This is a genomic window from Rhizobium sp. BK418 (genome assembly GCF_004341105.1).
Taxonomy (GTDB): domain Bacteria; phylum Pseudomonadota; class Alphaproteobacteria; order Rhizobiales; family Rhizobiaceae; genus Rhizobium.
In genome coordinates this window covers 211,085-224,392 of sequence record NZ_SLZK01000002.1, presented here as the reverse complement: position 1 = coordinate 224,392, position 13,308 = coordinate 211,085, and the positions used below count along the sequence as shown (strand labels likewise).

14 protein-coding genes are annotated in these 13,308 nt (G+C 60.7%); 7 read left to right on the top strand and 7 right to left on the bottom strand.

Annotated elements, in window-relative coordinates; all coding sequences use genetic code 11:
• Positions 1-11: 11 nt before the first annotated feature.
• Genes EV281_RS07125 through thrC form a run of 4 tightly spaced genes read right to left on the bottom strand, consistent with a single transcriptional unit; the run spans position 12 to position 6,292 of the window.
• Positions 12-2,924, bottom strand: a complete 2,913-nt coding sequence (locus tag EV281_RS07125; protein WP_132652286.1) for a sensor domain-containing phosphodiesterase — start codon at positions 2,922-2,924, stop codon at positions 12-14.
• A complete protein-coding gene (locus EV281_RS07120; protein ID WP_132652284.1) occupies positions 2,921-3,535 on the bottom strand; it encodes a GNAT family protein in 615 nt (204 codons plus the stop codon). Before EV281_RS07120 ends, EV281_RS07125 begins: the two co-directional genes overlap by 4 nt.
• Positions 3,536-3,565: 30 nt before the next feature.
• Positions 3,566-4,864 (bottom strand): pitrilysin family protein, encoded by a 1,299-nt coding sequence (locus EV281_RS07115; protein ID WP_132652282.1) that lies wholly within the window; start codon positions 4,862-4,864, stop codon positions 3,566-3,568.
• Between the two features lie 27 nt (positions 4,865-4,891).
• Positions 4,892-6,292 (bottom strand): threonine synthase, encoded by a 1,401-nt coding sequence (gene thrC, locus EV281_RS07110; RefSeq protein WP_132652281.1) that lies wholly within the window; start codon positions 6,290-6,292, stop codon positions 4,892-4,894.
• Positions 6,293-6,557: 265 nt separating this feature from the next.
• Here thrC and EV281_RS07105 point away from each other — a divergent pair, with 265 nt between their 5' ends.
• Positions 6,558-7,241: a hypothetical protein gene (locus EV281_RS07105; RefSeq protein ID WP_184327378.1), complete on the top strand. Its 684-nt coding sequence runs from the start codon at positions 6,558-6,560 to the stop codon at positions 7,239-7,241.
• A gap of 137 nt (positions 7,242-7,378) precedes the next feature.
• Here EV281_RS07105 and EV281_RS07100 read toward each other — a convergent pair whose 3' ends face one another.
• Positions 7,379-8,068: an HAD family phosphatase gene (locus EV281_RS07100; protein ID WP_132652277.1), complete on the bottom strand. Its 690-nt coding sequence runs from the start codon at positions 8,066-8,068 to the stop codon at positions 7,379-7,381.
• A gap of 160 nt (positions 8,069-8,228) precedes the next feature.
• Here EV281_RS07100 and EV281_RS07095 point away from each other — a divergent pair, with 160 nt between their 5' ends.
• From EV281_RS07095 to EV281_RS07085, 3 genes are all read left to right on the top strand, one after another.
• Positions 8,229-8,897, top strand: a complete 669-nt coding sequence (locus EV281_RS07095) for a GntR family transcriptional regulator (RefSeq protein WP_132652275.1) — start codon at positions 8,229-8,231, stop codon at positions 8,895-8,897.
• A 195-nt stretch (positions 8,898-9,092) separates the two neighbouring features.
• A complete protein-coding gene (locus tag EV281_RS07090; RefSeq protein WP_132652273.1) occupies positions 9,093-9,683 on the top strand; it encodes a biotin transporter BioY in 591 nt (196 codons plus the stop codon).
• Positions 9,680-10,105: a DUF1284 domain-containing protein gene (locus EV281_RS07085; protein ID WP_132652271.1), complete on the top strand. Its 426-nt coding sequence runs from the start codon at positions 9,680-9,682 to the stop codon at positions 10,103-10,105. The genes EV281_RS07090 and EV281_RS07085 overlap by 4 nt, the downstream gene beginning before the upstream one ends.
• Here EV281_RS07085 and EV281_RS07080 read toward each other — a convergent pair.
• Positions 10,102-10,788, bottom strand: coding sequence for a helix-turn-helix transcriptional regulator (locus EV281_RS07080; protein ID WP_132652269.1), 687 nt, complete (start codon positions 10,786-10,788; stop codon positions 10,102-10,104). The two genes, EV281_RS07085 and EV281_RS07080, sit on opposite strands and share 4 nt — an antisense overlap.
• Before the next feature lie 71 nt (positions 10,789-10,859).
• Here EV281_RS07080 and EV281_RS07075 point away from each other — a divergent pair, with 71 nt between their 5' ends.
• The 3 genes from EV281_RS07075 to EV281_RS07065 all read left to right on the top strand — a co-directional run bounded on the left by EV281_RS07075 (position 10,860) and on the right by EV281_RS07065 (position 12,820).
• Positions 10,860-11,189 carry an NIPSNAP family protein gene (locus EV281_RS07075; protein WP_132652268.1) on the top strand — a complete coding sequence of 110 codons (330 nt, stop codon included), beginning with the start codon at positions 10,860-10,862 and terminating at the stop codon, positions 11,187-11,189.
• On the top strand, positions 11,186-11,545 hold the full coding sequence (locus EV281_RS07070) for an antibiotic biosynthesis monooxygenase (RefSeq protein ID WP_132652266.1): 360 nt from the start codon (positions 11,186-11,188) through the stop codon (positions 11,543-11,545). The genes EV281_RS07075 and EV281_RS07070 overlap by 4 nt, the downstream gene beginning before the upstream one ends.
• 144 nt (positions 11,546-11,689) lie before the next feature.
• The gene (locus EV281_RS07065; RefSeq protein ID WP_132652265.1) at positions 11,690-12,820 is read left to right on the top strand and encodes a site-specific DNA-methyltransferase; all 1,131 of its coding nucleotides are present in this window, start codon (positions 11,690-11,692) and stop codon (positions 12,818-12,820) included.
• Between the two features lie 121 nt (positions 12,821-12,941).
• Here EV281_RS07065 and EV281_RS07060 read toward each other — a convergent pair whose 3' ends face one another.
• Complete coding sequence (locus EV281_RS07060) at positions 12,942-13,307, bottom strand: nuclear transport factor 2 family protein (RefSeq protein WP_132652263.1); 366 nt, start codon at positions 13,305-13,307, stop codon at positions 12,942-12,944.
• Between the last annotated feature and the right edge of the window lies 1 nt (position 13,308).

The window sequence follows — 13,308 nt, the reverse complement described above, 5'->3', positions numbered from 1 at the left end:
ACGCCATGGGATCAGGCCCGCTTCGTCAGCGGAAACCGTTCCCTCAGTAAACGCAGCACCGATTCCGACGGCATCGGCGGCCCGAAGAGATAGCTTTGGCCATAGCTGCAGCCCATTTTGGCAAGCTCGATCGCATCCTCGTTGGATTCGATACCTTCGGCAACCACCTTCATCTCCAGCTCGCGCGCCATTGAGATGACCGATCTCAGCACGGTCGCCTTCTTGTCGCTATTGTCACGCACCAGCGCCTTGTCGAGCTTGATCGTGTCGAAGGGGAAGCGGGTGAGGTAGGCGAGTGACGAATAACCCGTGCCGAAATCATCGAGCGCCAGGCCGAGGCCAGCTTCTTTCAGCTTCTGCAGCACGAGGCGCGCCTGTTCCGGGTTTTCCATCACCATGGATTCCGTCAGCTCGAGCTTCAGCCGCGACGGATCGCAATGGGTCTTCGCCAGCACCGAGCGAACGTCGTCATAAAGCTCGTTGTTGAGAAGCTGTACGCTCGACAGATTGATGGAAACGAAGATCGGCAGCTCGCCGGTCTGGTTCTGCCATCCCATCAGATCGTTGGTCGCCTGTTCCAGCGCGAAAATGCCAAGCGCGCCGATAATGTCGGACGCTTCGGCGATAGGGATGAATTCCGACGGCGGGATATTGCCGCGCTTCGGATGCTCCCAGCGCATCAGTGCCTCGAAACCGGCGATTTCGACATCCTCCAGCCGCGCGATTGGTTGATAGACCATCGAAAGCTCCTTGCGCTCGATGGCACGGCGCAGATCCGATTCGAGCTGCAGGCGATCAGTGCCGAAATCGCGGAAGGCCGGCTGGAAGGGTTCGACGCGGTTGCCGCCGGCGCGCTTGGCGCGGTACATGGCAAGTTCGGCATCACTCAGCAGGCCCGATGCGCTCTCCTGTCGGTCGACCCATGTGGCGAGCCCGACCGAAGCCGTCAGAATGATCTCGCGATTGGAGAAGTTGATCGGCACCATGATCGCCTTGCTGATCGCATCGGCGAAGTCAGCAATCTTCGCCGGATCGTGCTCGGAAACGAGGATGAGGCCGAACTGATCGCCGGAAAGGCGCGCCAGCGTATCCTGCGGTTTCAGGAGCCGGCGCAGGCGACGGGTGAGCGCGATCAGAATATTGTCGCCGGCCGCGACGCCGAGCGAATCGTTGACCAGCTTGTAGCGGTCGATATCGATCACCATCACGGTCGGACGCAGCGTTTCGCCGCCCGGCGCCAGCGTCAGCACCGACTGCAGGCGGTCGAGGAAGACCTGCCGGTTCGGCAGGCCCGTCAGATTGTCGTTCAGTGCATCGTGCAGCAACCGCTCGACGGAATTCTTCTGCTCGGTAACGTCGACGATCGTGCCGACGCAGCGGATGATCTCGCCATTCGAACCGAGAACCGGCCGGGCGCGGATCAGGAGCCAATGGAAATGGCCGTCTTCGGCGCGGATGCGGAATTCGTGATTCAGCCGCCCGCGGCGATGTTCCAGGAGCACGTCGAGCGTGGCGCGAAAACGGTCGCGATCGTCGGGATGCAGTCGCGGCAGCCAGTTGCGTGCCGCTCCATGCATCGTGCCCGGCGAAAGTCCGAGCTTGACGGAAACATCAGGGATGGTGACGACGCGGTCACGCGCCACATCCCAATCCCAGACCATATCGCCCGAGCCCGTCAACGCCAGCGACTGGCGCTCCAGATCGGAAAACAGGCCCTGCTGGAAAGCCCCGCCCGCGAAGGCATGCTGCATCACGGTAAAACCGATCAGGAGCACGATGAGAACGAGGCCGCCGCCGAGCGCGGGTTGGATGATGTCATTGTCGAGCCGGCCGGTAATCGTCAGCCACGCGCCGAATAGCCAGACCAGTGTCAAAGCCCAGGCAGGCACGAGCAGGATGGCGCGATCATAGCGGTTGAAGCCAAGGTAGATGATGAGCAGCAGGCCGATCGCCGCCGTCAGCGCGAAGGAAAGCCGCGCAATGCCGGCCGCAATCGACGGATCGTAGATCGCCACGCCGAACAGCAGGGCAAGACCCAGCACCCAGGCAAGCGTCGCGTAACCCAGATGCACATGCCATCGGTTGAGATTGAGATAGGTGAACAGGAAGATGACCAAGCTGGAGGCGAGCGCCACCTCCGCACAGGCGCGCCATATTCGTTGATCCGCCGAGGCGACACTGATCAGCTTTCCGAGAAAGCCGAAATCGACGCAGATATAGCCGAGCACCGCCCAGGCGAGAGCCGCCGTTGCCGGCAGCATCGAGGTTCCCTTGACGACGAAAAGGATGGTCAGGAACACCGCGAGCAGGCCCGCAATGCCGAGAACGATGCCGCGATAGAGCGTAAAGGCGTTGATCGTGTCCTTATAGGCATCCGGCTCCCACAGATAGATCTGCGGCAGGTTGGGCGTCGCAAGCTCTGCGACGAATGTGATGACCGCGCCGGGGTTCAACGTGATGCGGAAGACGTCGGCATCGTCGCTCGGCTGACGGTCTAGTGCAAAACCTTCGCTCGGCGTGATCGCGATGATGCGCTGCGAGCCGAGGTCGGGCCAGAAGAGCTTCGAATTGACGAGACGGAAATGCGGCGCGACGATCACGCGCTCAAGCTGCTCTTCCGAAACGTTGGCAAGCGCAAAGACCGCCCAGTCGCCCTGATGGTTTTCCGAACTCGAACGCACTTCGATGCGTCGGCGGATGCCGTCGGCGCCAGCGGCGGTGGAAACCTGGAAGGCCTCGCCCTGATTGGCGTAGATTTCCGTCGTGGCAGTCAGATCCAGCGCGGTGTCGTCACGGGAAATCTTCACCGGTTCGGCCGCCTGCACGGTTCCCGCCGCAAGAGCGAATACCGACAGGAGGAGGGCTGCGATCACCGCGATCAGTCGTCCGGACGGTGACGTCGGCAGCATGCGGTCTTTGGTCATCGGCTGTTGGGTTTCCTGCCTGTATCCGCGTCACTGGCCAGACGTGAAAACATCACGTGATCATGCCACTGACCGTTGATCTTCAAATATCCGCGCAGATAACCTTCCCGCTGGAACCCGGCTTTCTCAAGCAGGCGAATGCTCCGCGCGTTGTCTGGAATACAGGCTGCTTCGATACGGTGCAACTCGAGCCCTGCGAAGATATAGGGAATAACCAATTGAAGTGCGGCGAACATATGGCCCTGGCCGGCATAACGCTCGCCCATCCAGTAGCCGATCATGCAGCTCTGGGCCGCTCCCCGGCGGATATAGCCGATGGTGATGCCGCCGACGAGCGTCATATCCTTCTTCAGGAATATGAAGAGCGGGATCGCCTGTCCGGAGGCATATTCCTGCTTGCCGCGGATGACGCGGGCGCGAAACGAACCTTCCGTCAGCTCGTCGCGCCGCCATGTCGGCTCCCAGGGCTCCAGAAACCGTCGGCTGTCGGCGCGAAGCCGATGCCACTGGTTGAAATCCTGATAACGCGGCAGGCGCAGGATATATTTGTCGTTTTCGAGTTCGACCGCTTCAGGCTGTCGCGACAGGAACCGAAAAACCGATTTTGGCATCGATACCCTCCGGCGCAACGTATGTACCGGTCAGAGGCTTGCCTGTTTCGTCTTCGGTGCCGGAACCGAAAGCGAAGCAGTGATGTCTTCCATCGGGGCGAGCTGCTCGAGCGGACCGATCGCCGAAAGCGTCGGGACGGTATCGTAGAAGAGCCGGCCGGCAAGATCTGTCAGGCGCTCGATGGTGATGCCTTCCAGCCGCTCCATCATCTCCGGATTGGAGATCGGACGGCCGTAAAGCATCATCTGGCGGGCAATCTGGCCGGCGCGTGCGGCGGGACTTTCCTGGCCCATGAGAAGCTGGGCGCGGATCTGGGCGCGGGCGCGTTCGATTTCCTTCTGGTGGATGCTGTCCGCCGACTTGTGCAACTCGTCAATAATGACGGGCACGAGCTCCGGCAGGTTCTCGCCGCCGGTCGCTGCATGGATGCCGAAGATGCCGGTATCGGAAAAGCCCCAATGGAAGGCATAGACGGAATAACAGAGGCCGCGGAACTCGCGCACTTCCTGGAACAGGCGGGAAGACATGCCGCCGCCGAGAATGTTGGCGAGGATCTGCGAGCAGTAGAAATCGCGGGCATGATAGGCCTTGCCCTCGAAACCGAGCAGAATCTGCGCGTCCATGAGATCACGCGACTCGCGCACATTGCCGCCGATATAGCGCGCAGCCTCCATGACCGGCGGCGCATTGGGCGCGGTCGGCAGGCTTGCGAAACGATCTTCGACCATGCGCACGAACTCGTCGTGCTCGACGGCACCGGTCGCCACGACAAACATCCGCTCGGTCGTGTAGTTGCGGCCGAGATAGCCGCGGATCTGCTGCGGCGTGAAGGAAACGACGGTTTCCGGCGTGCCGAGGATCGGCCGGCCGAGTGTCTGCCCGCGATAGGCAACTTCGGAGAAGCGGTCGAAGACGACGTCGTCAGGCGTATCGTTGGCCGCATTGATCTCCTGCAGGATGACCTGCTTTTCACGCTCCAGCTCATCTTCCTCGAAGGCGGACTCCGTCAGGATATCGGCAAGGATGTCGACGGCGAGCGGAACGTGGTCCTTAAGGACGCGGGCATAGTAGGAGGTGGTCTCGGTGGAGGTCGCAGCATTTACTTCGCCGCCGACATCCTCGATTTCCTCGGCGATCTGACGGGCGGAACGACGTCCCGTACCCTTGAAAGCCATGTGTTCGAGCAGGTGGGCGATGCCGTGCTCGTCTTCTGTTTCGTTGCGCGAACCTGATTTGATCCAGACGCCGAGCGCAACGCTTTCAAGGTGCGGCATGGTCTGTGTGACTACTGTCAGCCCGGAATTGAGCCGGGTGCACTCAACTGTCATGTGCTATCTTTCTGCGCCTGCCGTCATCTAGCTGCGGGCGTGCTTGCCGATAAAGGTTTCAACCGCTTTAAGCTCGGGCTCGATGATCTGGAAGCGCTCCTCCCTGTGCATCAGATCAGCAAGCCACGTCGGAAGCGCCGGGTCAATACCGGAGGCGGATTTTACGGCGGCCGGGAATTTTGCCGGATGGGCGGTCGCAAGCATCACCATCGGGGTATCAGGCTTTGCCCGCTTGGCGGCAACGAAGACACCGATCGCCGAATGCGGGTCGAGCAGGTAGCCGGTTTCCGCGTAAGTCTCGCGGATCGTTTCGGCCACCTGACGTTCGCTGGCGCGGCCGGCGCGGAAGTCCTTCCTGATGAATTTCAGTGCTTCGGGCGAAATTTCGAAGCCATTGGATTGCTTGAGGCTTTCCATGGCGGCGCGCACCTTGGAGGCATCGCGGTCATACGCTTCGAAGAGCAGCCGTTCGAAATTGGAGGAGATCTGGATATCCATTGATGGAGAGCTGGTCGCCTTCACCGATTTCATGTCGTAGCGGCCGGTCTTCAGCGTGCGCGTGAGAATGTCGTTCTCGTTCGTGGCGATCACGAGCTTATCGATCGGCAGGCCCATGCGCTTGGCGCAGTAGCCGGCGAATATATCGCCGAAATTGCCCGTTGGTACCGTGAAGGAGATTTTTCGGTCCGGTCCGCCGAGTGCGATCGCCGTCGTGAAATAGTAGACGATCTGGGCCATGATGCGCGCCCAGTTGATCGAGTTGACGCCCGAGAGCTTCACTCGGTCGCGGAAAGGCGCATCGTTGAACATCGCTTTGACGAGATTCTGGCAATCGTCGAAATTGCCCTCGATGGCGAGCGCATGCACATTGCCCGCCTTGGAGGTCGTCATCTGCCGCTGCTGCACCGGCGACACCTTGCCATGTGGGAAGAGGATGAAGATATCGGTGCGCTCGCGGCCGGCAAAGGCATCGATCGCCGCGCCACCCGTGTCGCCCGACGTGGCTCCGACGATGGTCGCCCGTTCACCGCGCTTTTCCAGCGCATAGTCCATTAGCCGGGCGAGAAGCTGCATCGCCACGTCCTTGAAGGCGAGCGTCGTGCCGTGGAAGAGCTCCATGACGAAGCTGTTCGGACCGGTCTGTACGAGCGGCGCGATCGCCGGATGGCGGAACGTGCCATAGGCCTCGTCGATCATCGCCCGGAAGGTTTCATCCGGGATTTCGCCGTTGGTGAAGGGCGAAAGGATCGTGAAGGCGACTTCCTGATAGGTCTTGCCGCGTAGTGCCCGGATTTCCTTCTTGGAGAAACTCGGCCATTTGCGGGGAACGTAGAGCCCGCCATCGCGCGCCAGCCCCGTCAGAAGGGCGTCGCAAAAGCCGAGGGAAGGGGCCTCGCCGCGGGTCGAGATATAGTCCACGTTCGTTATCCTTGATCTATGGCTGGAGAATTTTCGTGCGCAAAACGGGTCGCCACAGCGCCGCCGAAAAGAGGGAGCTCGCCGGCCTGCCGGGGCGTTGTCGCAGGTATCCTATTGAAGTTGCCCGCATCCGGCGCCGAAAAGTGCATCAAAACGGTGCTTACCCAATCGATTTTTCTTTGCGCCGCTGATATAGACCATCGCCAACTGTCATGAAAGGCCTTGCGCGAAAGTCGCAAGCACCTAGAAGAAAAGCGTTCGCAAAGGGTGGAATATCGTGCTCGGCAAGGTCTCGCGTCTCATCGTTTCCGCATCGCTCGTTGCTGCCCTTGCCGGCTGCAATTCACTCGGGCTCGGTGGCGACAGCAAGCCTGAAGCGAGCGCTGCGAGCGCCGGCCCTGCGCCGCTGCAGCCGAATGGCAACGCCCAGATCATGCCGGTTGCGCCGGCCAATCCTTCGTCGAACCAGACCCCGATCGGCACCGGTGTCACCGCTCAGGGCAAGGTCGCTCCCGTCGTGCAGGGCGCCTGCCCGCAGATCTTCATGCGTGATCAGGATTCGATCTACCGCACCTATGCCAAGGGCGCAAAAACCGGCGATCCGCAGCAGGTTGTCTTCCAGGCCTCTTTCGGCGATTACAGCCGCCAGTGCACGCTGAACGATACGGCCCTCTCCATGACCGTCGTGGCGCAGCTGCGTTTGGTTGCTGGCCCCGGCGGCACGCCAGGCCCGGTCACGCTGCCGATCCGCATTTCGGTACTGGACGGACAAGACGTGCTGTCGTCCGAAGTCGTTAACTTCCCGACTCAGATCCCGGTCGGCGCGCCAGCCACTCAGGTCATCTTCCGCCATGAGGGCGTCAAGATGCCGGTCGGTTCCGGCGCACTCGTTCGCGTCAATGTCGGCTTCGACACCCAGCCAGCAAAGAACGCCAAGAATTCTAAGAAGAGCAGCTAAGACAGCTCGGCACGCAATCTCTTGCAATTGACGCGCCATATGCCGCCACGCGAAAACAATCATCCCAATGCAAGAAGCCCGCAAACTGCGGGCTTTGTACAGTTTCTATAAGGCTCGCGGGTGGCAGGGCTCCTGCTTTAGAGCGCGCCTTCCCATTCGGCCAGCGCAGCAACGACGCCCGGCAGATCGTTCATGCGCGAGATGACGGTCTCAGCACCTGCATCCGTCAGCTTGTCGGCATGCGAAGGATAGGTGTGTGAACCGCCGGTGAAGCCGATCACCCGCATGCCAGCAGCGCGCGCGGCATGGACGCCATGGGTGGAATCTTCAACGACGACCGTCTTCGAAGGTGAGATGCCCATCTGGCTTGCGCCGTGCAGGTAGATATCCGGCTTCGGCTTGGCGCGGTCGGGACCGAGGTCCTTGGCGGAGAAGGTGTTCGGAGCGAAGAGTTTCTTCAGGCCGACCTTGCTCAGCATCATATCAAGCCGTTGGCTCGACGAATTCGAGCAGATGCAGCGCTTCATCGAGAGACGGCCGACGGCGAATTCGACGCCAGGAATAGCCTGGACTTCCTGTTCGAGCCGGATGTCCAGAAGCTTCTGGGACTGATCGATGAGGGATGCCGAGAGCGGAATGCTGGCTTCCCGTTCGATCTGGAAGAGGATGTCGCGCCACGTGAGACCGGCGAAGCGCTCGTTCATCTCCTCGATGCTGATCGGATAGCCTGCTTCCGTCAGCAATTTGGATTCGACATCCGCTGCGATGATTTCGGAATCGACCAGAACGCCGTCGCAGTCGAAAATAATCAGGTCGAAGCCGTCCATATACTCATACCTTGTTCGGGATGATGCGGCTTTACACGATGGCGCGCAAAAGCTCAACCGATGGCGGGACATGGCTGGAATGCACGCTGCGGGCAGCTTTGCGGGGGGACGGATTGCATGCCACCTCGACAAGCCCCGCAGTGCTCGCTACTGGATAGCAATGAGCAGGGAACCCGAAGACAATACCATTGCCGGGCGCATCGCCCGCACGCTTGCGGAGCGCATCGTGCATGGAGCGCTTGCGCCCGGTGCCCGTCTGCGTCAGGACCATATCGCCGAGGAATTCGAAACCAGCCATGTGCCGGTGCGCGAGGCTTTCCGTAGGCTTGAGGCGCAGGGGCTAGCGATCAGCGAGCCGCGCCGTGGTGTTCGTGTTGCCTCCTTCGATCTCGCCGAGGTGCGTGAAGTCGCCGAAATGCGCGCTGCCCTCGAAGTGCTCGCTTTGAAACACGCCGCCCGTCACCTGACGCCCGCGATCCTCGATGCTGCGGAGGACGCGACGCGCGAGGGCGATGCGGCCGCCGACGTTCATGCATGGGAAGAGGCAAACCGCCGCTTCCATCGCTTGATCCTTACCCCTTGCGCGATGCCGCGCCTGCTGGCTTCGATCGACGATCTGCACGCGGCGAGTGCCCGTTTTCTATTTTCGGCCTGGCGTTCGGGCTGGGAGAAGCGCACCGACCATGACCACCGCGCCATTCTTGCCGCTCTTCGGCAAGGCAAGGCGGAGGAGGCCGCGGCCATTCTCCAGAAGCACGTGCAGTGGATCGGACGCGCGCCACAGCCCGCGCAAAAAGGCGAACGGGAAGCTTTCGCCATCGTCGGCTGATCCTCCAAAAGAATTATAGATAATTTTCGAGCGCGTGAAACGCCTTGGTTTTACGGCGTTTCCGCATGCATTCGCGATGGATTGTGATCCGGCCACATGAGAATCCTGCATGCCTGCTCTTGCGTCGTCCAAAAATCTCCTCCATCAAATAGATGGGAATCGACAATTATCTATAATTTTGAAAAGGAGAACTTCATGTCCCTCTCTGACCCGTCCCGTACCGTCGTTTTCGATCCGTTGCGCCTATCTGCACGGTCGATTGCAGTCAAATATCTCTTCGTTCTCGCCGGCACGCTGGTACTGGCCCTTGCCTCGCAGATCTCGGTGCCGATGGTGCCGGTGCCGATCACTATGCAGACCTTTGCCGTCACCATGATCGGCGCGCTCTATGGCTGGCGGCTTGGTACGCTCACCGTTCTCGCCTGGCTGGGAGAAGCCATGCTCGGCGCACCGGTTCTGGCAAACGGCTCCGGCGGCCTTGCGCCCTTTGCCGGCCCGACGGCTGGTTATCTCGCAGCTTTTCCGCTGATGGCGCTGATGGTCGGCTGGCTCGCGGAGCGCGGCTGGACAGGGGACAATGTGGTGCGCAGCTTCATTGCTCACCTTGCTGCCAACCTCTTCTGCCTCTCCCTTGGCGGCCTCTATCTCGCCTCTCTGATTGGCGCGGAAAAAGGCTGGCTGCTCGGCGTCGCGCCCTTCATCCTGGGCGGCGTGCTGAAATCGGCGCTCGCTGCAGCCGTGCTCAAGGGCATCCGTATCTATGGCGACCAGGCAGAGCTGCGTTGACCGTCAGGCTGCGCGCCCACCATCTGCTCTGCATGCTGACTTTCGTCGGTGAAGGCTACACTCCGGCCTTCACCGCCAATTACCGTCGCATCGCAGAGCGTCTCTCGGCCGGAGAGGAGATAGAAATCGTCTCCGGCCCCGACGATATCTGCGCCCCCCTGATGTCCGAGGCTTCAGCGCATTGCTTACTGCCGAGTCCGAAAGCCAGGGATGCAGCTGCTGCCGAAGCCGTTGGTAGGCTCATGGGGGTGCGGATAGAGCAGGGCGCCCGCCTCATTCCCGATAAAGCCCTGCTGAAAAGACTACGCCGCGGTTTCGCGGCCGACATCATCCGCAATGCCTGCACGGATTGCGAATGGAGCGAGCTTTGCAGCACGGTCGCTCACAATCATTTCAGGAATACGCTGGTCGCGCCTTGCTAGCTTTCCAACGGAAAAAGCTTCAGGAATTGCCGCTCGCCGTCCGGTGAAAAGATAACCGAGCGGCTTTCCGGCATCCGCCGCGCCCAGCCCTTTTCCATGAAATTCGACAGCAGCGCCCTGCCGAGGCTACCGGCAAGATGGGCGCGCCGTTCGCTCCAGTCGAGGCAGGAACGGCAGAGCGGTCGGCGCGAGGATTTGAGGCAGCCGACATCGATGCCGATACATTGCAGCTGGCTTTCGCCCTTGGCCGTCACAGCAAGTCCGTCGCCGATGGCATCGATCGACCCGGATGCAACCAGGCTGTCCAGCATGCGCACGCCGTAATCGCCGGCGAGATGATCGTAGCAGATGCGCGCCTTGCGCAGCGCCGGGTCTTTCGGACCGGGCTGGTGGCGCAGATGCCCTCGACTCGCCGCCAGCCCCATCATGCTTTCGATCAGCCGGGCCACCGCCTCGTCGGCGAGCGTAAAATAGCGGTGTCGCCCCTGTTTGCGCTGGGTAAGCAATCCACCGGTTTCGAGCTTCGAGAGATGCGCGCTTGCCGTCTGCAGCGTGATGCCGCCGGCTGCCGCAAGTTCGGTTGCCGTAAGCGCACGACCGCCTGTCAGCGCCGCCAGCATATTGGCGCGGGCCGGATCGCCGATGAGCGCGCCGATCTGCGCAATGTCAGGTCCTTCTTTCATACTTCGATCTTAACCGAAGCATCTCCGCACCACAATGTGCGAAAACTCTTCGCATACGAAAGGAGAAACCGATGATCACTTGCTTCATTCGCTATGAGATCGACCCCTTCCGCAAGGAAGCCTTTGCCGAATATGCCCGCAATTGGGGGCAAGCGATTCCGAGAAACGGCGCTGACCTGGTTGGCTATTTTGGTCCACACGAGGGCTCAGCGACGACAGCTTACGGCGTCTACAATATTGAAAATCTTGCAGCCTACGAGGCCTATCGCGCACGGCTTGCCGCCGATCCGCTCGGCCGGGAGAACTATGAATTTGCCCGCCGCGAGCGCTTCATCCTGAAAGAAGACCGTATCTTTCTGAAGAACGTTTCGACCCCGCATGCGCAACTGGTGCTGCCATGATCGCTGTCATGTTTGAAGTCATTCCCTACGTCGGCGAACGACATCGATATCTCGACCTTGCCGGCGAACTCAGATCCGAACTCGAAAAAATCGACGGCTTCATCTCCATCGAGCGTTTCGAGAGCCTGACGATGCGCGGCAAGATCCTCTCGCTTTCGTTCTTCCGGGATGAGGAGGCGGTGCGCCAGTGGCGCAATCTCGAAGCCCATCGGGCGGCCCAGAAGGCCGGCCGCAACGGCATTTTCGCCGACTATCGCCTGCGCATCGGTCATGTCGTCAGGGATTATGGCATGCTCGAACGGGTCGATGCGCCTGAGGACAGCAGGCAGGTTCACACGCCTCAGGCGGCGGAGTGAAATCGGGGCGGGCTGTGGAGTCCGCTCTTCCTCATATAGAGATCGGAATATTTTCCCGAAACGGGTCGATGCTTCAGGCTTTGGTAACCAACTTGCGTAACCATAACGGAGAGTTAAGCGTAAAGCGTATGAGTGAGTATCTATATGGCGTCTGTTTTCCCGCTTGCCGACCTGAAGACTTCCGTAAAACCGGGCTCTTGGGTCGACACGATCATCAAGGGTGATTGCGTTGCAGCCCTTGACGCTCTTCCGAACCAGTCGGTTGACGTCATCTTCGCCGATCCGCCCTACAACCTCCAGCTTGGCGGCACGCTGCACCGGCCGGACCAGTCGCTGGTTGATGCCGTCGACGACGATTGGGATCAGTTCGCCTCCTTCGAGGCCTACGACGCTTTCACCCGCGCGTGGCTGCTCGCCTGCCGCCGCGTTCTGAAGCCGACGGGCACGATCTGGGTGATCGGCTCCTATCACAATATCTTCCGCGTCGGCGCGACACTGCAGGATCTGAACTTCTGGATCTTGAACGACATCGTCTGGCGCAAGACCAATCCGATGCCGAATTTCAAGGGCCGTCGTTTCCAGAACGCCCACGAGACGATGATCTGGGCAAGCCCCAACGCCAAGGCCAAGGGCTATACCTTCAATTACGATGCCATGAAGGCGGCCAATGACGACGTGCAGATGCGCTCCGACTGGCTCTTCCCGATCTGCAACGGCAACGAGCGCCTGAAGGGCGACGACGGCAAGAAGGTGCATCCGACCCAGAAGCCGGAAGCTCTGCTTGCCCGCGTCATCATGGCGTCCTCAAAGCCGGGCGATATCATCCTTGATCCCTTCTTCGGGTCGGGAACGACTGGCGCCGTCGCCAAGCGCCTCGGCCGCCACTTCGTCGGCATCGAACGTGAGCAGGATTATATCGATGCGGCCTCTGCCCGCATCGCCGCCGTCGAGCCGCTCGGCAAGGCGGAGCTCACGGTCATGACTGGCAAGAAGGCCGAAGCGCGCGTCGCCTTCAACGTGCTGGTTGAAAGCGGCCTCATCAAGCCCGGCCAGGTGCTGACGGATGCGAAGCGCCGCTACAGCGCCGTGGTGCGCGCCGACGGCACGGTTGCCTCTGGCGGCGAGGCCGGCTCCATTCATCGCCTTGGTGCGAAAGTCCAAGGCCTTGATGCATGCAATGGATGGACCTTCTGGCATTTCGACGACGGAAAATCCCTGCGTCCGATCGACGAATTGCGATCCATCATCCGCGGTGATCTCGCAAAGGTGGACTGAGTAACACCCCTGAAGGTTGAGACGACCTCTTCTTCCAGTTTGCACCTCCAGTTACGGAAGAAGAAAAAGAAGCGCGAGGTCTTTCGGCCCCGCGCTTCCTTTTTAGCACCAGATTTCCGCCTCAGAATTCCTGATAGTCGGTCACGTCAACGCGCGTGACCTTGCCGTCCTCGTTGAAGGTGATCGTCTCTTCTCCCTCGCGGACCAACCGCTTTCCGGTCTTGCTATGCGTCGCCCGAACGGACCATACGGCTCGGCCCGAAAGCGGCGTCAGCGTTTCGACCAGCGAATTCTCCGCCGTCTGATCCGGATAATCGTCGAAGTAGCGACGGAAGGCAGCCATGATTTCGGCCCGTCCGGCAAGACTGCCGACGCCGTTGGAGACATAGGTGGCATTCTCGGCGAACCAGCCCTCGATTTCCGGAAAATCGAGCGCGTTGATTGCTGCGTGAAAGCGGTCGATAGCTGCTGCAGGATCGAAAACCATG